This is a genomic window from Sandaracinaceae bacterium (genome assembly GCA_016706685.1).
Taxonomy (GTDB): Bacteria; Myxococcota_A; Polyangia; order Polyangiales; family Houyiibacteriaceae; genus JADJJE01.
On record JADJJE010000001.1, the window covers coordinates 795,712 to 818,216 of the forward strand.

At 70.2% G+C, this 22,505-nt stretch carries 21 protein-coding genes; 13 read left to right on the forward strand and 8 right to left on the reverse strand.

The window, feature by feature from the left end; all coding sequences use genetic code 11:
- Positions 1 to 152: 152 nt before the first annotated feature.
- On the forward strand, positions 153 to 806 hold the full coding sequence (locus tag IPI43_03345) for a hypothetical protein (GenBank protein MBK7773162.1): 654 nt from the start codon (positions 153 to 155) through the stop codon (positions 804 to 806).
- Positions 807 to 810: 4 nt separating this feature from the next.
- Positions 811 to 2,268 carry a DUF814 domain-containing protein gene (locus tag IPI43_03350; GenBank protein ID MBK7773163.1) on the forward strand — a complete coding sequence of 486 codons (1,458 nt, stop codon included), beginning with the start codon at positions 811 to 813 and terminating at the stop codon, positions 2,266 to 2,268.
- A 227-nt stretch (positions 2,269 to 2,495) separates the two neighbouring features.
- On the opposite strand, the gene IPI43_03355 is transcribed toward IPI43_03350, so the two are convergent.
- A complete protein-coding gene (locus tag IPI43_03355; protein ID MBK7773164.1) occupies positions 2,496 to 2,783 on the reverse strand; it encodes a hypothetical protein in 288 nt (95 codons plus the stop codon).
- 286 nt (positions 2,784 to 3,069) lie between these two features.
- Between IPI43_03355 and IPI43_03360 the strand changes: the two genes are divergently transcribed.
- The 6 genes from IPI43_03360 to IPI43_03385 all read left to right on the forward strand — a co-directional run bounded on the left by IPI43_03360 (position 3,070) and on the right by IPI43_03385 (position 8,581).
- On the forward strand, positions 3,070 to 3,903 hold the full coding sequence (locus IPI43_03360; GenBank protein MBK7773165.1) for an OmpA family protein: 834 nt from the start codon (positions 3,070 to 3,072) through the stop codon (positions 3,901 to 3,903).
- A 221-nt stretch (positions 3,904 to 4,124) separates the two neighbouring features.
- A complete protein-coding gene (locus IPI43_03365; protein MBK7773166.1) occupies positions 4,125 to 4,649 on the forward strand; it encodes a CarD family transcriptional regulator in 525 nt (174 codons plus the stop codon).
- Between the two features lie 332 nt (positions 4,650 to 4,981).
- Positions 4,982 to 6,553, forward strand: a complete 1,572-nt coding sequence (locus IPI43_03370; protein ID MBK7773167.1) for an Rne/Rng family ribonuclease — start codon at positions 4,982 to 4,984, stop codon at positions 6,551 to 6,553.
- A gap of 55 nt (positions 6,554 to 6,608) precedes the next feature.
- Positions 6,609 to 7,028: a PilZ domain-containing protein gene (locus IPI43_03375; GenBank protein MBK7773168.1), complete on the forward strand. Its 420-nt coding sequence runs from the start codon at positions 6,609 to 6,611 to the stop codon at positions 7,026 to 7,028.
- A complete protein-coding gene (locus tag IPI43_03380; protein ID MBK7773169.1) occupies positions 7,025 to 7,501 on the forward strand; it encodes a hypothetical protein in 477 nt (158 codons plus the stop codon). The genes IPI43_03375 and IPI43_03380 overlap by 4 nt, the downstream gene beginning before the upstream one ends.
- A gap of 144 nt (positions 7,502 to 7,645) precedes the next feature.
- Complete coding sequence (locus IPI43_03385; GenBank protein ID MBK7773170.1) at positions 7,646 to 8,581, forward strand: serine/threonine protein kinase; 936 nt, start codon at positions 7,646 to 7,648, stop codon at positions 8,579 to 8,581.
- Positions 8,582 to 8,599: 18 nt separating this feature from the next.
- On the opposite strand, the gene IPI43_03390 is transcribed toward IPI43_03385, so the two are convergent.
- Both IPI43_03390 and IPI43_03395 read right to left on the reverse strand, forming a co-directional pair.
- Positions 8,600 to 9,025 carry an inorganic diphosphatase gene (locus IPI43_03390; GenBank protein MBK7773171.1) on the reverse strand — a complete coding sequence of 142 codons (426 nt, stop codon included), beginning with the start codon at positions 9,023 to 9,025 and terminating at the stop codon, positions 8,600 to 8,602.
- Positions 9,015 to 9,743 carry a 4'-phosphopantetheinyl transferase superfamily protein gene (locus tag IPI43_03395; protein MBK7773172.1) on the reverse strand — a complete coding sequence of 243 codons (729 nt, stop codon included), beginning with the start codon at positions 9,741 to 9,743 and terminating at the stop codon, positions 9,015 to 9,017. Before IPI43_03395 ends, IPI43_03390 begins: the two co-directional genes overlap by 11 nt.
- Before the next feature lie 224 nt (positions 9,744 to 9,967).
- Here IPI43_03395 and IPI43_03400 point away from each other — a divergent pair, with 224 nt between their 5' ends.
- Positions 9,968 to 10,642: a hypothetical protein gene (locus tag IPI43_03400; protein ID MBK7773173.1), complete on the forward strand. Its 675-nt coding sequence runs from the start codon at positions 9,968 to 9,970 to the stop codon at positions 10,640 to 10,642.
- A 35-nt stretch (positions 10,643 to 10,677) separates the two neighbouring features.
- Here the strand turns inward: IPI43_03400 and IPI43_03405 are convergent, their stop codons facing one another.
- The gene (locus IPI43_03405) at positions 10,678 to 11,424 is read right to left on the reverse strand and encodes a YdcF family protein (GenBank protein ID MBK7773174.1); all 747 of its coding nucleotides are present in this window, start codon (positions 11,422 to 11,424) and stop codon (positions 10,678 to 10,680) included.
- A 127-nt stretch (positions 11,425 to 11,551) separates the two neighbouring features.
- On the opposite strand from IPI43_03405, the gene IPI43_03410 reads away from it, so the two are divergent.
- Positions 11,552 to 12,232 carry a lytic transglycosylase domain-containing protein gene (locus tag IPI43_03410; protein ID MBK7773175.1) on the forward strand — a complete coding sequence of 227 codons (681 nt, stop codon included), beginning with the start codon at positions 11,552 to 11,554 and terminating at the stop codon, positions 12,230 to 12,232.
- 11 nt (positions 12,233 to 12,243) lie between these two features.
- Here the strand turns inward: IPI43_03410 and IPI43_03415 are convergent, their stop codons facing one another.
- Entirely contained in the window at positions 12,244 to 13,098 is an 855-nt protein-coding gene (locus IPI43_03415; protein ID MBK7773176.1) for a metal-dependent hydrolase, read from the reverse strand.
- Between the two features lie 123 nt (positions 13,099 to 13,221).
- The gene (locus tag IPI43_03420) at positions 13,222 to 16,212 is read right to left on the reverse strand and encodes an alpha/beta fold hydrolase (protein ID MBK7773177.1); all 2,991 of its coding nucleotides are present in this window, start codon (positions 16,210 to 16,212) and stop codon (positions 13,222 to 13,224) included.
- Positions 16,213 to 16,315: 103 nt separating this feature from the next.
- Between IPI43_03420 and IPI43_03425 the strand changes: the two genes are divergently transcribed.
- On the forward strand, positions 16,316 to 18,436 hold the full coding sequence (locus IPI43_03425) for a hypothetical protein (protein ID MBK7773178.1): 2,121 nt from the start codon (positions 16,316 to 16,318) through the stop codon (positions 18,434 to 18,436).
- Here the strand turns inward: IPI43_03425 and IPI43_03430 are convergent.
- Positions 18,423 to 18,941 carry an ACT domain-containing protein gene (locus IPI43_03430; protein MBK7773179.1) on the reverse strand — a complete coding sequence of 173 codons (519 nt, stop codon included), beginning with the start codon at positions 18,939 to 18,941 and terminating at the stop codon, positions 18,423 to 18,425. The genes IPI43_03425 and IPI43_03430 overlap by 14 nt on opposite strands.
- Positions 18,942 to 18,978: 37 nt before the next feature.
- A complete protein-coding gene (locus IPI43_03435) occupies positions 18,979 to 19,797 on the reverse strand; it encodes a hypothetical protein (GenBank protein ID MBK7773180.1) in 819 nt (272 codons plus the stop codon).
- Between the two features lie 65 nt (positions 19,798 to 19,862).
- Here IPI43_03435 and IPI43_03440 point away from each other — a divergent pair, with 65 nt between their 5' ends.
- Both IPI43_03440 and IPI43_03445 read left to right on the forward strand, forming a co-directional pair.
- Positions 19,863 to 21,257, forward strand: a complete 1,395-nt coding sequence (locus tag IPI43_03440) for a protein kinase (GenBank protein ID MBK7773181.1) — start codon at positions 19,863 to 19,865, stop codon at positions 21,255 to 21,257.
- Between the two features lie 130 nt (positions 21,258 to 21,387).
- Positions 21,388 to 22,488: a site-2 protease family protein gene (locus IPI43_03445; GenBank protein ID MBK7773182.1), complete on the forward strand. Its 1,101-nt coding sequence runs from the start codon at positions 21,388 to 21,390 to the stop codon at positions 22,486 to 22,488.
- Positions 22,489 to 22,505: the final 17 nt, after the last annotated feature.

A 22,505-nucleotide genomic window follows, 5' to 3' on the forward strand; every position in this document is an offset into this window, starting at 1 on the left:
AGTTCCGCGCTCACTCGGTGGATGAGCGGTGAGGTTCGGGATGGCCCCCCGGTTGCCCCAACGGGGTCCGTGCACTAACTAGAGGGCCTTCGGATGGCGAGCCGAGCGCGGCCTCTCGCGCGGGCGGAGCCGGTCCGACGCAGAGAGCTCGCATGTCACGTCTCGCTGGTGCTCAACTCGAGCGCCCCCCCGGAAAGAAATACGCCAGCGCCCTGCGCTTCGCCGAGATCCGCCCCCCGCTGCCGGTGCCGCGCGCCGGCACGCTGGCCCGCTGGCGTGACGACCTGGCCGACGACTTCGAGCTGGCCCTCGAGGCGCCGCTCGGGACGTTCCGCGGCGCTGCGGGGGAGCTGCGCATCGACGAGGGCGTCATGGACCGCGTGGCCTGGCTGCGCGACGCCCTGGTGGCCCTGCGCGCCTTCGCCCTGGTGGTGCGCACGTCGGCCGACATCACGCCGAGCCGCCGCGACCGCGACCGTCTGTCCGCCTGCCTGGATCTGTTGCGCGTCGATGGCGTGACCATCGTCTGGGAGGCCCGCGGCCTGTGGGAGCCCGAGGAGTTCGCCGTGCGGGCGCTCGAGCTGAACACCGTCCCCGCGTTCGACCCGCTCAGCACCCCTGCCCCGGTCGGCGGGCCCTTCCAGTACGCCCGCGTGCCCACCGTGGGGCAGCGCGCCCGCATCAGCGAGGGGCTGCTCTACGAGATCGACCAGGCCCTGGCCGAGTCCGAGCGCGCCTACGTGGCCATCGAGTCGTCGCAGTCCTTCCGGCGCGCGACCGAGCTGCAAGCGCTCTTCGACGCTTAGAGCGATGCGCACGCTCGGTCGCATCACCCGCATCGACCGGCCGAGCGCGGCGCTCTTCGCCTTCTCGTTGCGTGGCCACGGCGACGCGGAGGTGCTGCTCTTGGGGACCCGTGCGCCCGCCTGGGGTGCTGGGCTCGTGCCCACGCGGCCACGGGGCGCTCCGGCCGACGCGCTGACGCAGGGGCTGCGACGGCGCCTCGAGGGGGCCGAGGTGCTCTCGGTGGAAGAGACCCCCAGCGGCCTCGCCGTTCAGCTGCGGCTGGCCGAAGACCCCGCCCCGACGGCACAGCCCACGGGAGGCCCTTCGCCTGCGGGGGCACCGGACGCCGACATCAGCAGCCCCGTCAGCGCATGGCTGCTCGTGAACCGCGAGCGGGGCGCCGTCACCCTCCTGGTGGATGGTCAGCCCGTGCTGGTCACCCACCCTGGTGTACCTGCCGGGGAGCCCCCGACTCCCACCGACGACGCCCGGCTCTCGCGCGCCGAGCTGGTGGTGCATGGCCCCCTCCTGTTGCGTGCGGAGGCCAGCGAGCTGCTGACCAGCGCCCGGCGCTCACTCGGCACGGCGCTCGCCCGGACCCTCAAGCGCCTGACCCGCAAGCTGCACGCCATCGAGGCGGACGCCGCGCGGGCCGACCACGCGCCACAGCTGAGGCTCGACGCCGACCTGCTGCTCGCTCACGGCCATCAGGCGCAGCGCGCTGCAGATGGGACCGGCTGGGTGATGGCGCAGGACTGGAGCGCGGACCCACCCGTCGAGCGGCGCATCCCCCTCGAGCGCGGTGAGCGACCGGCCGATCGCGCGGCCCGGCTCTATCACCAGGCGCGGCGCCTCGAGCGTGGGGTCAAGGTGGCCGAGGAGCGTTGGCTCCTGGCCGAGGCCCAGCTGGGGCAGGTACGGGAGCTTGCCGCGGGCTGCGCCGCCGCCACCACGCTGGCCGAGCTGGACGCCATCGCCAAGACGGCGCTCGGGCTGGGCATCCGCGAGGTGGACGACACCGCCCCGTCGGCGGTGGGTCGCGCCAGCCCGGCGAAGCGCCGCCCAACGAACAAGGCGGATCAAGAGCGAAACCCGTTTCGCCGCTTCGTGTCCAGCAGTGGTCACCCCATCTGGGTGGGCCGCTCCGCCCGCGAGAACGACGCGCTCACGCTCCACCATGCCAAGCCGTATCACGTGTGGTTGCACGTGGAGGGCCGGGCCGGCTCACATGTGATCATCCCCTTGATACGCGGCGCCGAGCTCCCGAGCGATCTCCTGATCGATGCCGCCCACCTGGCCGCGCACTCCAGCGATGCGCGAGACGAGTCGCTCGTGGAGGTGATCTACGCCGAGCGCCGTCACGTGGTGAAGCCACGTGGATACCCTGCTGGGGCCGTGCGCGTGGACCGCCGCAAGACGCTGGCCCTGCGACAGGAGCCCGCGCGCCGAGACGCATTGCTCGCGGGCGAACGGCGCGTCTGAGCGATCCCACAAGACGATCAAGAGCGCCCCGACGAGGGAATCGTCGGGGCGCTCTTTGTTCTGCCTCCCACCGGGCGGCCCTTTCAGCGGACTCCTTCGGAACCTAGTGGTTCGTCGGGTGGTGCGCTGTGGGGCTTGGCATCGGCGGGGGCTCCACAGATGGGGTGGTTACGCGCGGCGTTCCCGCGACGCGGACACCCAACTCATGGGGCGCCCGCCGAGAACTCTCAGGCAGCCGGAGCGGCCGGAGCAGCCTTAGGGGCAGCCTTCTTGGCGGCCTTCTTCGGAGCAGCCTTCTTGGCGGCCTTCTTCGGAGCAGCCTTCTTGGCGGCCTTCTTCGGAGCAGCCTTCTTGGCGGCCTTCTTCGGAGCAGCCTTCTTGGCGGCCTTCTTCGGGGCAGCCTTCTTGGCGGCCTTCTTCGGGGCAGCCTTCTTGGCGGCCTTCTTCGGGGCAGCCTTCTTGGTGGCGGCCTTCTTGGGGGCAGCCTTCTTAGCGGTCGTCTTCTTGGTAGCCATAATAGGACCTCCTCCAGATGGGGTCAGCAGAACAAACGTACCGTATTGTCACGTCACGTCATGTGTCAAGCACAACCGCACATAATTTATACATAACTTTGTCTCTTTTGACCGAGAAAGGGGGCCAAATAGGGAATAACATCTCGAAATCATTCGATTTTACGAAATCGTCGCAAAAGTGAAAATTCCATCCACTTTTTGCGATCCAGGGGCTTGCCGCCGATCCGCCGCGCGCGTTGACAGCGCCGATCTCGGCCCGGTAGGGTGCGGCCAACTGGAGAAGCCCATGTCCGCTACCCCTCGCTCGCACCGCCGCCTCCCTCCCCTCGCTCTGTGCCTGTCTCTGGGGCTGGCCGCCGCCGCCACGGCCAGCTGCGGGCCCTCGCAAGAAGACCTGGACGCCGAGCGCGCTCGCGTCCGAGAGCTGGAGTCGGCCCTCGAGACCGCGAACGGGCAGCGCGCCGAGGTGGACGCCCGCTTGGCCGCCCTCGGCGAGCAGAACACGGAGCTGGCCCAGCGGTTGCGCGCTTTGGGGCAAAACGTCGAGGAATTGGAGGGCGAGCGCTCCACCTTGGCGGCCAACCTGGCCGAGACCCGCCGGGCGCTCGAGGAGCTCCGTGAGCGTGAGCGTCAGGCCCAAGCCCGTGTGGCCACCTTCCGCAGCCTGATCGAGCGCTTCCGGTCGATGATCGAGAGCGGCCGGCTGCGGGTGCGCATCGTGCGCAATCGCATGGTGGTGGAGCTGCCCACCGGCATCTTGTTCGACTCCGCCAGCTCCGAGCTGAAGGAAGAGGGCCTCGCCACCCTGAACGAGGTGACGAGCGTCCTCCGCGAGATCGACAACCGCGAGTTCCAGATCGCAGGCCACACGGACAACCTGGCCATCCGCACGCGGCAGTTCCCGGACAACTGGGCGCTGTCCACGGCCCGCGCCGTGACGGTGGCGCGACACATGATCACCCAGGGGGTGCCGGCCAACCGCATCTCTGCCGCCGGACACGCGGACACCCAGCCCATGGCGTCCAACGACGACGAGGCCGGGCGCGCGCTGAACCGCCGCATCGAGATCGTGCTGCTGCCCAACCTGGACGAGCTGCCGGATCTCACCTCTCTCGAGTAGCCCCTGAAACTGAACCGCCGTTCAGCTTCGGTTGACGAAGCCCGCGTGGTCGCGTAGTATTGGCCGGCTTCAGGTCCGAGTTCGGGCTTGAGGACACGCATCCGGCGCGCTCGTCAAGCTGACGAGCCGCTCAGACGCGGCCGCGTGGTTTGGTCGAGGCGACCCCTTCGCTCGGTCGCGCACCTCGCGATCACCGACGATTCATTGTTGAGGGAGTCCTCATGCAGACGCAGCACCAGTTCAAGGTGGGCGACAAGGCCGTGTATCCCGCCCGCGGAGTGGCCGAGATCGTGGCCATCGAAGAGCGCGACATCGGCGGCAACAAGATGCAGTTCTACATCCTGCAGATCCTCGGGAACGACCCGAAGAGCGCTGCAGGCGCAGACAAGATCATGGTGCCGGTCAGCAACGCCAAGAACGTCGGGCTCCGCTCGCTGCTCTCGGAAGAGGACATCACCGACATCTTCGAGATCCTGAACGAAGAGCCGGTGGCCTTCGACAACCAGACCTGGAACCGCCGTTACCGGGGTTTCATGGACAAGATCAAGACCGGTTCCCCCTTCGACGCCGCCGAGGTCATGCGCGACCTCTACCGGCTGCGCTGCGAGAAAAACCTGTCGTTCGGCGAGCGCCGCATGCTGGAGACCGCCCGCAACCTGATCGTCAAGGAGATCTCGGTGGCCCGCGGGCGGGACGAGGAAAAGATCACGGCGGAGATCGAGTCGATCTTCGACGAAGCGGTCTGAGCACCCTGGCCCCCGGGCCAGGTGACGATTCTTCCACCTCGGCCTACATCCGCTCCGCGGGTTCGTATATCCTGCGGCCGCGAGATGGTTGATCCTCATACCGGCGTCGATGTGACGGGCAGCGTGCGCGCTCCCGGCCGTGCAGCGGGCAACACGCCCAGCAACGCGGCGCTTCGGGGTACCCCAATGGCCATTCGGTCACGTGGGGCCCGGCACGCGACGACCTCGCAACCGTTCCACTCCTCGCGACGGCGGTCCAGCTCGCATGAGCCCCCGGCGCGCTTACCACGACGCTCATCGTCCCATCCCGAGCGTCCCCCAAAGGTCTCTGCATGGCGAACAACAGTCTGCTCATCAACGTGGACATCGGTGAGACGCGGGTCGCGCTCATCGAAGACGGGATCCTCGGCGAGCTCTACGTGGAGCGAAAGCGGGACCGCTCCCCGGTAGGCAACATCTACCTGGGACGAGTGACGCGCGTGCTGCCCGGCATGCAGGCCGCGTTCGTGGACGTGGGCCTCGACCGGGCAGCCTTCCTGCACGTGGAAGATCTCCTGCCAGCCTCCGACCCGACCGCCCGCACCTCCTCGGACGAGGACGAAAGCGACCTACTGGACGCCGACGACGTGGACGCGAAGGGGCCGGAGGGGCGCAACCGGCAGAACGCCGCGGCCAACAGCCAGCGCGTATCCCGCAGCACCCCCATCCGCGAGGTGGTGCGCGAGGGGCAGAACATCCTGGTGCAGGTGTCCAAGGGGCCCATCAGCACCAAGGGCGCGCGCGTCACGGCGCACGTGGCCCTGCCAGGTCGCTACGCCGTCTACATGCCCACCATCGACCACGTGGGCGTGTCGAAGCGCATCGGCAAGGACCAGGAGCGCAAGCGCCTCAAAGAGGTCATCGACGCCATCAAGCCGCCCGAGGGTGGCGTGGTGGTGCGCACGCTGGCGGCCGGGCTCACCAAGAAGAAGCTCAAGTCGGACATCGGCTACCTGGTGAAGGTCTGGGAGAAGACCACCGAGAAGCAGAAGACCGTCAAGCGCGCCCCCACGCTGCTCTACGAAGAGCCGGACATCATCCTGCGCACTGCGCGCGACATGTTCACGGAGGAGATCAGCGAGATCATCATCGATGATCCCAAGGAGTATCAGCGCCTCAAGGAGTTCCTGGAGCTGTTCCTGCCGGAGCGCGCCGGGGACGTGCGGCTCTACGAGGGCGACGACCCGCTGTTCGACGAGTACGGCGTGGAAGAAGAGATCACGCGTGCCCTGTCGCGCAAGGTGCCGCTGCCCTCGGGCGGCTACCTGATCATCGACCAGGCCGAGGCGCTCACCGCCATCGACGTGAACACGGGGCGCTTCACCGGTAAGGGCAAGGACGTCGCCGAGACCATCTTCCAGACCAACCTCGAGGCCGTGAAGGAGATCGCGTATCAGCTGCGCTTCCGGAACATCGGCGGCATCATCGTGCTCGACTTCATCGACATGGAGAAGGCCGCGCACCGGGACAAGGTCTACAAGGCGTTCCTCAAGGCGCTGAAGAAGGACAAGGCCAAGACCACCGCCGTGCGCATCAGCGAGCTGGGCCTGGTCGAGATGACCCGCAAGCGGACCCGCGAGTCGCTGGGCCGCACGCTCTACGAGCCCTGCTTCTTCTGCGACGGCACCGGCCAGCTCATGAGCAAGACCACGGTCTGCCACGAGATCTTCCGGCAGATGCGGCGCGAGAAGGACGCCCTGCCCGGCTACAAGATCACCATCAGCGCCCACCCCGCGGTGTGCGACCTGCTGGAGCGCGAAGAGAAGAAGGCGCTCGAAGAGGCGGCCAAGCGGCTGCAGCGGCGCATCGTGCTGCGGCCTCGCCGCGACTACCACCTCGAGCAGTTCGACCTGGCCGCAGACTGATGCGGCACGGCGGATTGACGACACCCGAGAGATCTCCGAGCCTTACCCCGTGAGCATGAGCACCCGTCCCCCTCCCGCTGCGACCGATGGCTCGGACGCCGCGCGGCGCGAACAGCGCGTCACCATCAACAAAGAGTTCGAGTCCTTCGACGCGTTCGTGCACGAGTACGTCACGAACATCTCGCGTACGGGAGCGTTCGTTAAGTCCCAGAGCCCGCTGGCCATCGGCACGCTGGTGGACCTGCGCTTCACGGTGTTCATGGACGACGTCGAGACGATTCAGGGCGTGGGCGAGGTGGTGCGCGTGCAAGACGACCCGCCCGGCATGGGCGTGGTGTTCCGCGAGCTGAACCAGTACTCGCAGCAGCTCATCGGCCGGCTGCTGACGCTGCCCCGGCCGCCTGCGCCGGTCACCACACCGCCGCCGGCCTATACGGGCGAGGACGCCGACCCTGGAGACGAGAGCACCGGATGAGCCAGCCGCGGGACGCAGCAGGCCCTCGAGGCACGGCCACCGTTCGAGGCCGGCGCGTGGCGGAGCTCACGGACGCCGAGCTCGAAGCCGAGGCTGCGCTGCGCCGCAAGGCTCGCGAGCGGCAGGCGTCGCGCGCGGGGGCGCCGTCCGCGGCCAGCGCTGCCGGAGCGGGGGCCACCTCACCGGTGGCCAAGGCGAGTGTCGCGAACACCCCGCAAGGCGCGCTGGACCCGCTGCCTCCTGGCCGCGTGCTGCTGCGCCGTGAGCTGGAGCAATACCTCGCCAACCTGGAGCTGCAGCCGGGTGCCACGCTGGACGCCGTGCGCGAGCAGTACTTCAAGCTGCGCGAGCGCTACGACCCGAAGAAGCAAGCCAGCGACGAGAAGCGCCAGGTGGCGCAGTCTCTGGTGGACCGCTTGATGCGCGCTTACGAAGCCGTGACCGCGCACTACGAGGCCAAGGGCCAGACCTGAGAGAAGGCGGGCTCTCCGGCCCGGCTAAGAATTCGACACGATCGACACATTCGACACCCGTGGGGGGTGTCTGGCACCATGGGGGTCTAGATGAACAGCGGGGACGAGAAAGACGTCGAGCGCAGCGCGACCCCTTCGTGGGGCATGCGTCGGCCGACGCCCGCGATGGGCCTCGCCACGGCAGACCTCGGCGCGCACACGTCGGCGGGCTTCCGCCAAGCGCAGGCGCGCATCGGCGAAGTGCTGGGCAAGCGCTACGAGCTGCTGAGCGTGCTCGGCGCCGGCAGTGGCGGCTCCGTGTTCCGCGCGCGCGACGCGACCACCGGCGTGGAGGTGGCCCTCAAGCTGCTGCACGAGAAGCTGAAGGGCTCTGCGCTCGACCGCCTGCGCTTCGAGCGCGAGGTGGCGGCGGCGTCCACGGTCCATCATCCCAACATCGTGCGCATGCTGGACCGCGGGCTCGAGCCCGACGGGACGCCCTATCAGGTGCTCGAGCTGTTGGACGGCCGCGCGCTCGAGGCCGCTGGTGAAGACGGTCCACTCGAGGTGGCCGCCGCTGTGGACGTCACGCGCCAGCTGCTGGCCGCGCTGTCTGCGGTGCACCTGCATGGCTACGTGCACCGCGACGTGAAGCCCGAGAACATCTTCCTGACACGCAGCCCCGACGGGCTCCTGCAGGTGAAGCTCATCGACTTCGGGGTGGCCCGGCTGCTCGAGGAGCCACTCAACGGGTCCATCACGGACGACAACATGGTGGTTGGCTCGCCGTCGTTCATGAGCCCCGAGCAGGTGTCCAACGACCACCCGCTGTCGCCCGCCACCGACGTCTGGCAGACGGGCGCGGTGCTGTTCTACATGCTGGCGGGGCGGCCGCCGTTCCAGGACTCGAACCTGAGCAAGCTGCTGGTGCGCATTGCGCGCGAGCCTGCGCCGGCCATCGCCAACTACCGCCCGGACTGTCCGCCATCGGTGGCCGCCATCATCGCGGGGGCGCTGCGGCGCAACCCCGAGAACCGCTACCCGGACGCGCACCACATGTCGGTGGCGCTGCACAAGGCGGCGAAGGAAGCGCGCCTGTAGCTCGCGCGCGCGGCCGGCTCACACGCGCGTGAAGCCGCGGTAGCCCGTTGCAGCGCGCTTGCCGCGAACCCGGTCGTGGGTGGCCTTCACGGCGCCGTAGAAACGGAAGAACGCGATGAGCGCCAGCTCCTGCACACGGTCGAGCGGCACTTCGGAGCAAATCCACTTGTCGTCGGAGAGGCCCTCGTCGATGAAGTGGACACACGCCCGCACGGCCAGCTGGTGCACGGAGCCGCGCGGGCAGTGCGCGCGCGAGCCGACGATCAAGGCGTCCTGCGCGTCACCGTCAGCCCCCATGACGCCGACCACCGAGCCGTAGTGGAATGGGCAAGGGACGGGGCTCAGGAACTCGACCCGGCCGTGCGCGCCGCGCTTCGCGAAGGAGCCGCGCGGCACCTCGACGCGTACCGTCACGCACCGCGGGAGCGCGGCGTCAGCGGCCATGGCGCAGCTCCACGCCCGTCATGAGGTAGCCGTGCGCACGCACGTAGCGCCCGTGCAGCGCGTCCCCGGTGCGGAAGGGCCCGGCGTCACGCAGGAAGATGGCGGCGAACTCGCCCTCGGGCGGCAGCCCTCCCGTGGCCGGGAGCGAGGGCAGCTCCACGCGCATGCCATGGAAGCCATAGAACGTGCGCGACAGGGTGTACTGGCACTTGTAGGCGCACTCCTTCGCGCTGAAGATCAGCTTGCCCAGCAGCCCGCGCAGCGCGTCGTCCGGCACGGCCTCGAGGCGCGTGATCTCGTCGGGCGTGAGCACGCTGCCGAAGAGCGAAGCCTTGAGGGGGGAGTCCGGCTCCACGTCCACGCCGAGCGCGGCGCGGGTGGACTCGAGCGCCACGGCGGCGGCGCACCACCACTGGGTGTGCGTGATGGTGCCGACCAATCCAGGAGGGAAGCGCGGCGCACGGTCGTCGTCCTGGGTGACGGGGCCCGGTGGCACAGCCAGGGTGCGCATGGCCGAGCGCGCGCAGTGGCGACCCGCCGCGTACTGCAGGCGACGCGTGTCGATGGCGCGCGCCACGGCGTCACGCTCGACGGGCAGCAGCACGTGCTCGGGGTCGACCTCGCGCGGGTCCACCTCGGCGACGGCCACGTCGGCGTCGAAGAGGCGCCGCACCAGCGCGGGCAGCTCCGTGGGTGGGTTCGCAGGTGGCGAGGTCACGCAGTCATCGCGCTACCGCGCTCCGTCGATGCGCGCAACGACCCTGCGGTGGGGCTGCGGCGCCGTCCGTGAACGGGGCTAACATGGCGGTGCCCACAGCCGAATCGCCGCTTGACGAGCATGGGTGATGAATCAGACGCTCGCGAGCACGTCCCAGCCGCCACGGCCGGAACGTTCTACCGCTGTCACCGCCGCTGCCGTCGTCGTCGTTGGAGGCCCCAAGAATGCTCGCTCACCGCGCTGTCCTCGTCTCTTCCCTCGCCCTCGGCCTCGCCAGCACGCTGCTGGGCGGGTGCTTCCGCCACGCCGAGGTGATCACCACCATCGCCAACCCGTTCGTGGCCGGCGGCGTGATGCCGAACGAGGTGCAGCACCTCTACGCGTCCACGGAGCAGCAGCGCCAGCTGCCTCCGGGTTCCATGACCGACCTCGCGACCCTGACGCAAATGGACGCCGCGGCGGCCTGCTTCAGCGTGCAGCTGCGAGCGCTCGACGAAGGCGGCGGACAGACCTGGACCGACCTGCGCAACTGGGAGGTGAGCCTGCTGGTGGACAACGTGGAGATGGTGGACCCGGCCATCGAGCTGCACGCGCCCGAGCACAATCAGTACAACGGGGTGTCGCTACAAGACGTCGTGGTTGGGCAGCGCCAGGTGTGCCTGGACGGCAACGGCGTGGAGCGCGCGCCGCAGACCGTGACGCAGGAGAATCCGTGTGGGCGCTGGGAGACGCGGAACATCACCGAGTCGCGTTGGATGCCGGCGGTCCTCACGGTCACCACGGCGTCCGCCAACGTGTGCTTCCAGAACCAGGGCCACCTGACGGCCAGCACGGCCGCAGTCACGCTGAAGATGCAGCGTATGCGTCGGCGTCTCGACTTCACCTGGGAGTTCCACTGAAGCTGGGCCGCTAAATCGCCCGGCCGCGGCTCTGGCTAGCGGCGGGGGCGGAGGTCGCCGCGGGCGGCATAGATGGCGACGGCGAAGAGCTCGCGTGGGAGGGCGTGGGCCAGGGCTTCTTCGCGGAGGGGGACGCCGACGGCTTCGGCGCGCGCGAAGGAGCGCGCGAACACTCGGCGGGCGCGGAAGACGTGGTAGGCGTCGGTGACCACGAGCACGCGTGCGTTTGGCCCGAGGATGCGGGCGGCGAACTGCGCGTTCTCGCGGGTGGAGGTGGAGTGCTCTTCGAGGACCGCGACCTCGGGGGGGAGGCCTAGCGAGACGGCGTGGGCGGCGGCGACGGAGGCTTCGCTCGGGCCGTTCCGACCGACGCCCCCGGTGAAGACCACGCGCGGGGCGCGCCCTTCGGTGAAGAGCGCGTGGGCGAGGGCGGCGCGACGAGCCAGGGCTGGGCCCGGCTCTCCGCTGGGGAGCACGCGGCAGCCGGCCACCACGATGGCGTCGTAGGGGCCGGCTGGCGGTGGCTCTGCCCCGCGTGAGAGGAGGAGCGCTGTGGCGGCGCTGAGGGCGCTCATGACGGGCAACGTACGACGGAAGGCGATTGGGGTCACCCGCAGGAGGGTGGCCCCGAGCGCGCGTCCGTGAGCGCCGACCCATGGGCCGAGCGCGGCGGCGCAGGCACGTAGCGCCGCGAACGCCAAGAACAGCACCAGGGTGAGACCGCGCGCGAGGCGGCGAAGGGGCTGTGGAGCACGCTCGGTGCGCAGGCGTAGTCGGGGCATGGAGAGAGCCTGACGGCGCGCGATGGCGCCGCGTCGAAGCGGCCGTGAAACCACTGCGGAGGAATTGAGGCGAAGCCGTGGCACGCGCGTTTTTGGCAGCTGGCCGATCTGTCGATAGACTTGCCGCGTGCACTTGCGCTCCACCCTCCGTCTGACGCTGACGCTCGCCACGCTGTGGGTGGGCGGGCATGGCGTGGCGCGGGCGGACATCTACGAGTGCCGGCGGGCCGACGGGACCACGCACTACACCAACGCTCCGTCGGGCGAGCGCAACTGCCGCGTGGTGGTGCACGGCAGCGACCGGCCGCGCAGCGCCGCCGCCGACAGGCCGGCCATGGAGGGCGCCGAGGCCTTCACCCGGCCCATCAACGCCAACGAGCGGTCGAGCGACCCGGCGCGCTATCGCCGCTACGACGCGTACATCCGCGAGGCGAGCCAGCTGTACCAGCTGCCGGAAGCCTTCGTGCGCGCCGTGGTGCGTGTGGAGTCGGACTTCAACCCCAACGTGGTGTCCAACGCGGGCGCCATGGGTCTGATGCAACTCATGCCCCAGACGGCGCGCAGCATGGGCGTGCGGGACCCGTTCGACCCGCGCCAGAACATCCTGGGCGGCACACGCTACCTGCGCGTGCTGGCCAACTCGTTCAACGGCGACCTGGTGCTGACGGTAGCGGCCTACAACGCCGGTGGCGGCGCGGTGACGCGCTATCGAGGCGTGCCGCCCTACGCGGAGACGCGGCGGTACGTGCAGCGGGTGCTGCGGCACTACTACGCATACCGGGCGGGCCGCGTCGAAACGCAGCGGTAGGGCTAGGAGCCCTAGGCGTTGACCTGAGGCTCGTGGGTCGCCTTCCACGCTTCGATCAGGGCGCGGTTGTCGTGATCCCAGGGGTGGAAGTCCTTGCGGTAGAACTCTCGGTACGGCTTGGCGATCGCGGTGAGGGCCCCCTTCTTGCCGAACAGGAACTTCGCGGTGTTCACCACCTCGCGCGGGCTCGGGACGTGACCGAGCGCTTTGAGCGTCATCACGGTGCGACGCACCTGCTGCGCCACGAAGAAGGTGGTCACCGCGAGCCCCACCCGCCGGAGCAGATCGCGATCACCACTCACGGCGTCGAACACGTCGAACGCCACGGCCTTGTGCTCGATCTCTTCGACCGCGTGCCACATCAGGAGCTCGCGCGCGGGCTCGGGCATGGCCGCCATCGTCTCCTCGCTGGTGAGCATGTACTCGGCAAGGATGGCCGTGATGTGCTCGAGGACGACGGTGCTCGCTAGCCGCACCGCGGGCTTTCGGTGCGGGGCGATCGCTTCGATGCTGTCCTCCACGTCCTTCTCGATGGCCGTGGCGGCGAAGCCCTTCGAGTCCAGCCAGACGTTGGCCAGGCGGTGATGGTAGGCGTGGTGCCCTTCCTGCGACGCGAAGCCGCGCATCTGCTCGCGCAGGACCGGGTCCGTGACCTGGTCGCGGAAGTGCATCACGCTCTGCACGAACTCCTTCTCGCCCGGTGGAAACGATGCCGAGAGCGCCGACAAGATGGCGGTGATGAGACCGTTTCCGTCGAACCAGAACGGGGCCTCGACCGATTCGAGATCGAACTCCATCTTGCGCTTGGGGATGGGCTCACGGTTGCGAGCCTGAGGGGTCGTGGTGGTGGTGGTCGGTGCGAACATGGTGCTGCTCCAGCTCGGGCGCGACGGGGAGTCCGCCGGTGGCTATTGAAGACTGGTCAATAGAACACTAACGGCTACTGAACTGAAGTCAATAGCCCCCCCCTGCCCGCCTCGGCCGGTTGATCACGGAAGCGTCATAGGAACGAAGCGCCCCGCGGCCTCGTCCCATGCATACCGACCCTCCACACCACCCCCTTGCTCGAGAGCGCGCAGCGACGTCTTGAGCGGTCGGTAACCGTCGGTGAGGGGGATGGAGCGAGCCACGTGGACCTCGCTCGGCCGCTCGAGCTCGGGCAGCCTGCGCACGAAGGCGCTCAGCGCTTCCAGGTCGAGGGCTGGGTCGTGAGGCACGATGACGGCCACGGCCTGGTCGTACTTGCCCTCGCGGTGCCCGTAGACCACCACGCGGCGGATGGGGTCGTGGTTGTAGAGCGCGTCTTCGATGGCGCGTGAGGCGACGTCGCCGCGCTCGGTGTGCAGCACGTCCACGGCGCGGTCCACGAACCAGTAGTCGCCGTCGGCGTCGCGCCGCAGGATGTCGCGCGTCACGAACCAAGTGTCGCCCTGCTCGAACACGCCCTTGCGCAGGCGGCGCTCGCTCTCGCCCTTCTCGAGGTAGCCGTCGAACGCGGTCATGGGCTGGTCGCCGTCCACGCGCGCGATGAGCGCGCCCAGCTGGCCCACGCCGGCCGGGATCAAGAAGCCGCGCTCGTCCTCGAGAGGCTCGCCCGAGTCGAAGTCGTAGCGCACCAGCGCGATCTCGGCGCTGCCGGGGAGCGGACGGCCCACGGCGCCCACCTTGCGGCCCAGTGTGTTGGCGAGCACGCAGTTGCCCTCGGTGGACGCGTAGAACTCGAGCACGTGCACGTCGCCGAAGCGGTCGCGCAGCCGGCGCCAGTGGTGCGCGCGCATGCCGCTGCCCGCGAAGAGACGCACCGGGATGTTGTTGTCCACGGCGGACGGCGCCGCCTCGAGCAGCTCGCTGACCATCTCGCCGGCGTAGAACACCACGCTCGCGCCGTAGCGGCGCACCTCGGGCCAGAACAGCTCGGGTGAGAACGGGGTGCCCAGCGCCAGGCGCGCGCCGCCCACCAGCGCACCGCCCACCGTGACCAGCATGCCGGCCGCGTGGTGCAGGGGCAGGCACGAGTAGACCGTGTCCTTGGGCGTGAGCGAGGCCGCGGCTGCCGCGCCATAGGCCGAGAAGGCCCAGCGTCGGTTGGTGATGCGCGCGGCGCGTGGCTCGTCGCTGGCACCTGCGGTGAAGATGATCATGGCCAGGTCCGACGCACGCCCCGGGTTCGGGCGGTACCAGTCCGGGATCGCCACCGCGACCGGGTCGATGGCCTCCATGTCGATGACGTCGGGGTCGAGCTTGCGTTGCTCGCCGCCGCCGCCCAGCACCAGCACGCGCCGCGAGCCACGGGGGTTGCCGAGCGCCTCCTTGGCGCGCGTGGCGTTCTCGGGGTCGCACACCACGTACTGCGCGGAGGCGCGCTCGATGGCCCGCGCCACGCTCACGCGGCGCTCGTCCGGCGAGAGCAGCACGGACACGGCGCCCAAGCGCGAGAGCGCGGTGACCACGGACAGGTAGCTGGGCCGGCCGTCCATGAGCACGGCCACGCGCTCGCCCGGGCGCACACCGCAGGCGATCAGACCGCGCACCACGTTGTCCACGCGGCGGTCCGCGTCGGCGTACGAGAACGCGCGGCCCTCCCACAAGAAGAAGGTGGCGTCCGGCATCTCACGGCGCTGCTCGGCCAGCGTGCGCCCGATGCTCACCAGCGAGTCGGCCTCGATGGCGCGCAGCGTCTGGATGCGCGGAACCTGGTAGCGCACCGTGTTGACCCAGCGCGTGAGGCTCTCGGCCGAGTCGCTCGCGCGCGACATGGCGGTCCCGACACGTCGGACCAGCGCGTCGTAGAACAGCTCGATGTCGAACTGGATGTCCTCGAAGGCCGCGTCCTCGGCCTCGAGGTGGGCCTCCTGCTGGGCGAGGCGCTGTGGCCTGCCGCCCTTGCCCTCCCGCCAGAACATCCAGTCCACCACGGTGGGCCACGTGTGGCTGAGCGCGCGCGCGCCCACCACGATGCCGAAGTGCCCGGCCTTCACCGACAGTTCGTGCACCTCGGCGTTGGGCGCCGCGCGGCGGATGGCCCGCACCGCAGGCGGCTGCGCGATGGCGTCGCGCGTACCGATGAACGCCAGCACGGGCACGGTGATGTCGGCCAGCGTGACGGTGCGGCCATCCAGAATGAACCCGCCCGAGGTCATGCGGTTGTGCACGATGAACTGGTCCACGAAGTCGCGCAGCGCAGGCCCGGGCCACGCCACGAAGCCCTCGCCGCCCAGGAAGCGCCGACGGCTCTCGCGCTTCTCGAGCGCCGCGCGGTCGTGCAGCTTCTGCACGAAGTCCACCACCTGGGTGAGCTCCTTGCGCACGCTCAGCAGCTTGAAGCCCGTGCTGGTGAGGAACCCGGGCAGGCCCGCGATGCGGTCGAGGGGATCTTGGATGGCCTTCGCCGCCGCCGAGATGAGCGGGCCCGCCAGCGCGTCGTTGAGGCCCGGCACGTTGCGGTAGATGTCCACGGGGCTACCGAACGTGATGAGCGACTTGATGCCCTCGCTGCGCCGCAGGGCTGCGGTCTGGTAGCAGAACATGCCGCCCTGCGAGTAGCCCGCGAGGTGCACGTCGTGGCCCGTCGCGCTCAGCACTCGGTCGATGGCGTCGCTCACCGCGCCGATGTGGTCGTCGAGCGTGCGGTCCATGCCGCCCTCTTCGCGCTCGGGCGCGCCGAAGTCCACCAGCCACACGTCGAGCCCGCTGCGCAGGAGCGCCCGCACGGAGCTGATCTCGGGCGAGATGTCGTAGACCTCGCTGGTGACCATGAGCGGCGGCACCAGCAGGATGGGGGCCAACAGCCGCGGGCGGTGCTGGTCGTCGCCGTAGCGGCGCAGCTTGTAGATGCGGTCGCTGTGCACCACGCGAAAGGGAGCGTGCTCGGGGTCGGCGAAGCGCCCCACGCGCAGCAGCTCGAGGGCGTTCTGTGCCCCCATGCCGAAGCGTTCCGAGAAGGACAGCGAGGTGGGCGGAGCAGAGGGAGACGTCGGCATGAGGGCGCGCTCGGGTTCGGGGCGTGGTGCGAGGTCACGCGTCGGCGTGCGCGACCAAGCGCAGAGACTACCATGCGTTCTCCCGCCCCTCGGGCAGAACCCCATGACGTTCAGCGCGCTCCCAGAATGGCTGGTCGCCACCCGTGAGTCGCTGCGCGACGAGCTGGGCTCGTTGTCCGAAGACGAGAGCCTGCTGTTCGCCGAGGCGACCGAGGCGCTGCGAGACGCACCGTATCGTGTGTACCCCCTGGGCGAGCGCGCGGGCGACGCCGCGCTGCTGAGTGGGCTGCTGAGCCTGCGCCTGCACGTGATGCACGAGTCGCTGAACCCGCTGGTCACCAGCGAGCGGGCCGTGGCGAGCGCACGGCGGCTGACGCTGTTTCTCTACGAGCGCGAGCTGCGTGAGCGGGCCGCCCACCACGAGCGCACGCTGCAGTCGGAGCCGGAGCGCGGGCGCGGGAAGCGCCACGCCGCCCTGGACCTGGTGGGCCTGCGCTACGACACCCTGGCCGCGCTGAACCCGCCGCCTCGTGCCCTGCTGGAGGCGTCCAGCCACGAGTCCGGGGCGCTGGTGCCGCACGCCGATCCCCTGGCTCCGGCCTCCCTCGCGGGGCTGGTGGAGCGCTGGGAGCGCGCGCGCGCCGCCGAGACGCTGCCGGCGTACCTGCGCAAGAAGCTGGCGCAGAACATCGACTTCTTCCGCCACGGCTTCAGCCTGCCCGCCTACTGGTGGCGCCGGCGTCGCATCCGGCGCGCGCTCACGCCCGCGCTGCGCGAGAACCCCGTGGTCATGGAGACCTACTTCGCCATCGAGCAGGTGGGCCCCATCATCGACGGCTTCGTGTTCCGCGCCAGCGGCAGCAAGCTGAGCCGCGCAGCAGGCGTGGCCGACTTCGCGTTCCTCTACATGCAGATGGCCGACGAGCTGGTGGACAACCTGGTGCACCACTTGGGCGCCGACGGCGTGCAGGCCCTGGTGGCCGAGCACTATCCGCGCTCGCTGCGTGGGGCCCTGCTGATCCCTTTCGAGAACCTGAGCGACGAGGCGCTGCTGGCCGCTGGCCTCGACCCGGCCACGCCCATCCCGAAGTACCACGTGAGCTTCTCCGGGATGATGAGCCTGCTGCGCGACCTGCGCGGCCTGCTGGTGCTGGAGACCAAGAGCGCGGAGGCGGCGGGCTGCCCACGCGTGGCGGCCGAGCTGCAGGACTTCTTCCACCACTGCTTCGGCACGTACCTGGACGAGCTCTACCTGCCTGCCATCACACGCCCCGGGCAGACGCTGGATCAGCTGCCGCTGTCCGACGTGCAGTGGCACTTCTTCCGCAAGAACAACCTGGTGATGATGCGCTACATGGCGCTGCGGGCGCGGCTCACGGGGCTAGACCCCGCGGCGCACGGGCTGTCGCTGCAGCGCTGGGGCTACCTGCTGGCCACGTTCCAGGTGTTCGACGACATGAAAGACGTGTGGGTGGACTTCGGCTTCCAGCCCAACTACGCGCTGCAGAGCGCGGCGTCGCTGTTCCCGGAGGAGTACGCCTGGCTGGGCACCAACCTGGCGCTGGCGTCCGCCGGGAGCGCCGCACCCGCAGGCGTCACGCGCGACGAGGTGACCTGGCTGAACGCGCACGCGCCGCGCACCATCCTGCACTGCTTCCGGCTCAGCCGGCTGATGGCCCTCTTCTGCTTCGACTACCTCGCGATGTACGCGTGGGATCACCGCTGGCGGAAGAACTGGATGAGCCGCTACCGCGCGTTCAACCCGGAGGGGCCGAGCGAGTCGGCGGCGCGCGCGTGGCTGGACTCGGGGCGGCAGACCGCAGCCACGGGGCACGCGCCCGTGGACACGTTCTTCGCGCTGTGCCGAGAGCTGGCGGCGCTGGGTGACGACGTGGACCGTGACGAACGGCTCGCGTTCCTGCTGGACGCCGTGGCCTACGAGCACCCCGGCAGCGTCTACCGCGCCACGCTGCCGAGCCCGCGGCGCTTCTACCGCTACGCCACGCTGCGGATGATGCTGCCCGCGCGCGAGAAAGTGGCGCTGCTGCGGCGCTGGCTGCGTCAGAACGCGCCCGCCGTGCGCGCTGGGCTCGCCACCCTGCGCGCCGTGGAGGGCCCGGCAGCGCCGCACGCACGCGCTTTGGCGCGCTCGTTGGAAGCCATGCTGGAGGGCGGCCTCACGCGGGCGCCCGAACGCGACAACGAGCTGGTCAGTCGTCCTTGAGCGTGATGTCGACCATCAGGTCGGCCGCCACGGCCTCGATGGCGGCGCGGACATTGCGCACCGGCAGGTCGCCCGGCAGGTGAAGCGTGGCCGCCGCCTTGAAGAGCAGCTCGCCCGACATGGGCGCGCCCTCGCAGGCGGTCTCGAGCGACTCCACGTTGACGCCCAGCTCGGCGAGCGCGCGCGAAACCGCCTGCACGATGCCCGGGCGGTCGGCACCCACCAGGTCGAGCTCGATGGTCTTGCGGGGCTCGGCGTCCTTGGCCGCGACGCCACGTTGCACCACCACGTGCAGGGCCTCGGTGGTGAGCGCCGTCAGCGCCTGCTGGAGCGCCACGGCCGAGCCGTCTTCCACCGTGGCGCGCACCACACCGGCGAACTGCCCTGCGAGGTGCGAGAGGCTGCTCTCGACCCAGCTGCCGCCGTGAGCGGCGATGGTGCGGGAGAGAGACTCAACGAGCCCGGGACGATCCGGCCCGACGATAGTGATCACGAGCGACTGCATGCGCGCAGCATACGCGATCGACGCGGGGTGCCGAAACTTATGCCACCACCCCGAACGCCCGCCGCAGGAGCGCAGGATCCAGCCCGTGCAGGCGCCGCACGGTGGTGGCGTCGGCGGCCCGCACGTCCCCCTCGAGGCGCACGCGGTGGCGCAGCACCAGGTCCCCCGCAGCCGTCACGCCCACGGGCCGGGACTGCACCTCCACGAGCTCGTCCGCGCCGACACCACCGCGAAACACGATCTGCTCGGCCACGGGCTCGAGCGCGAGCGGGTCGAGGCCGGCCCGCACCATGACGCGCGAGGTGGCCTCGTCGCACCAGTCCACGTAGGCCGGGTGGTTGGCGTGCCCGAGCGGGTCCATGGACGTGTAGAAGGGCCGCAGGCTGAACACGTCGGTCGGCCCGCTGGCCTCCTCGAACGCGGGCAGCTCCACCCCCTGCCCCTCGTCGTGCTCGGGGAAGGCCTGCGTCACCGACTCGGGGGCGCGCACGGGCGTGCGAGCGCGCAGGTCGATGTGCACCCACTCCTGCGTGGCTTCGGCCACCAAGCCGCCCGCGTCGTCGAGGAGGCGCACCTCGCGGCTGCTGATCATTTCGCGCCGAAAGCGGCACACCCAAGTGCGCGCGTGCAGCGGCTCGCCGTAGTAGGTCTCGCGGTGGTGACGGACCGTCATGGTGCGCACCACGAACGCGGTGCCCGCTTCACTGAAGCGCCGGGCCGACCAACCCGCGCGGCTGCTCGCCCCCACGGCGGCCTCCTGGAACGCGCGCCACAGGTCACCCGCGCGGGCAGCGTCACGAGCGCTGAATGCGTGGCGAGGGAGCGCGACGGGGAATTCCCAGACGGGTTCGGTCATGCTCGGGGCGTAGCGTAACGCGGCGACAGCCACCAGCCGTCCGCGTGCTAGAGTCGCGGCAGTACATGGGTACCTCCACGCCACCCCCTGGACGTCCCGACTCCCGCACCATTCGGGAGTCGCGCCCCATCCCGGACACCAACTCGTTCGGCCGGGTGGCCGTGCCACGGCAGGTCGCCGAGATCGACAAGCTGATCACCACGGTGACCAGCCCTGCCGCGCAGCGGCTGGTGCACCGGCGCCACCTGGCGTCCGGTGGCATGGGCGAGGTGTCGGAGGTGCGCGACGCAGGCCTCGAGCGCCTGGTGGCCCGCAAGACCATCCACAAGGGCATGGACGACTCGCGCTCGCTCCTGTCGTTCGTGCGCGAGGCGCGCGTCACCGGTCAGCTCGAGCACCCGCACATCGTGCCCGTGCACGAGATCGGCATCGGCGAAGACGGGCGCCTGTTCTTCACCATGAAGCGCGTGGACGGCGCCAACCTGCGCGCCATGATCCGCACGTTGCCGCCCAAGCGGCTGTCGCATCACACGCTCATCGACTTGGTGGACATCGTGATCAAGGTCTGCCAAGCGCTGGCCTTCGCGCACAGCCGCGGGGTCATCCACCTGGACGTGAAGGCGTCCAACGTCATGGTCGGTGACTTCGGCGAGGTCTACCTCATGGACTGGGGCGTGGCCCGCATCCTCGAAGAGCGCACGCATGGCGCCCTGCCCGACGACATGACGCGCGTGAGCTCCACGGAGCCCGAGGTGGACCACGGGCCTGCCATCGTGGGCACCCCCAGCTACATGGCGCCCGAGCAGGCGCTGGGCGACGACGCGCACATCGACGGCCGCGCCGACGTGTTCGCCGTGGGCTCCATGCTCTACGAGATCCTGACGCGCCGCCCGCCCTACCAGGCAGACACGGTGCTCGCCACGCTGGTCATGGCGGCGTCCTCGCGTCACCCCTCGCTCGAGTCGCTGCTCGGCCCCACAGACGTGCCGCCCGAGCTGGCGCGCATCGTGACCCGGGCCATGAACCCGGACCTGGACGAGCGCTACCCCAGCGTGGAGGAGCTGCGCGAAGACCTGGTGCGCTTCTCGCGCGGCGGCGGCGAGTTCCCCACGCGTGTCTACGAGGCGGGCACGGTCATCACCCAGGAGGGCGCGCCCGGCAGCGAGGCGTTCTTCATCGTCTCCGGCACGTGCGAGGTCGAGATCCAAGGGCGGCGCATCCGCGAGATGGGCCCCGGCGACGCGTTCGGTGAGATGGCCATCCTGAGCCCCGGGCCCCGCACGGCCACGGTGCGCGCCCAGACCGAGGTCATCGTGGAAGTGGTCAACGGCGCGGCGCTGGCCCAGGAGCTGAACACCATGAAGCCCTGGATGAGCATGTTCGTGCGCACCTTGGCCGACCGCTTCCGGGAGCGCGACGCCCTCGCCCGCCACAAGAGCTCTCACCCGCCCAGCGAGTAGCAGGTTCCCCCGCGGACACGGCGCCTTTCGGGCCCTGCTTGACGAACGCCCCGAGGATGCGCACCCGTGTGGCATGTCATCCCCTGCGCGCCCCCTCCCCAATTCGCCACAGCCGTCGCGCTCTGACGACGTGGCTCCGGCGTCGCGCGGGCGCTGGACCTTCCGCCTCGGCCGCTGGCTGGGCATCGACGTGTACGTGCACGCCACCTTCCTGGCGTTGCTCGCGTTCTTCGCCCTGCGCGACGGGATGAGCCTGGGGGCCGCGGCCGGCGCGGCGCAGCTGGCGTGGATGGTGGCGCTGTTCGGCTTCGTGGTGCTGCACGAGTACGGCCACGCGCTCGCCGCGCGCTACTTCGGCATCGGCACGCAGGACATCACGCTCTACCCCATCGGCGGAGTGGCGCGCCTCGACTCCATGCCGCGCTCGCCCGGGGCGGAGCTCATCGTCGCCGCGGCCGGCCCGTTCGTGAACATCGCGCTCGCGTTCGGGTTCGCGCTCTATCACACGGTCAGCGCGGGCACGGGCGGCTCGGCCTTCAGCGCCAGCGGTGAGCTCACCCTGCCGCTACAGCTGGCCGTGGTGAACCTGGGCCTCGGCCTGTTCAACCTGGTGCCCGCGTTCCCCATGGACGGTGGGCGCATCCTGCGCGCGCTGCTGGCCACGGGCGGCAACCGCGTGCGCGCCACCGTCTGGGCCGCGCGCGTGGGCCGTGTGCTGGCGCTGGGCTTCGTGGTGGCAGGGCTGTTCGGCAACCCCATGCTCATGCTGCTGGGCGCGTTCGTGTGGTTCGGCGCAGGTGCCGAGGCCAGCGGCGTGGCGCGCGAGGAGCAGCTGCGCGGCGCCTCCGTGCAGCAGGCCATGTCGCGGCGCTTCCTCACGTTGTCTCCGTGGACACGCATCCGCGAGCTGGCGCAGCAGGACCTGGACGTCACGCTGCTGCAGGACGGCGTCTTCCCCGTCTCGAGCGGAGGCGCGGTGGTGGGCATGGTCACGGCCGACGCGCTCCAAGAAGCCCTCCACCTGCACGGCGGCGATGCCTACGTGGCCGACGTGATGACGCGCGACATCGTGTGCGTGCGCCCCTCCGACGAGCTGGGGCTCACGCTGCGCACCCTGCAGAGCCGCGCGCTGGGCGCCGCCCCGGTGGTGCTGGCCGGACGCCTGGTGGGCATGCTCACCCTGCGTGGGGTCGCGACCTTCGCGAGCGGCATGCGGCTGCAGCAGGCGTGAGCGCGGCCCACGCCCGC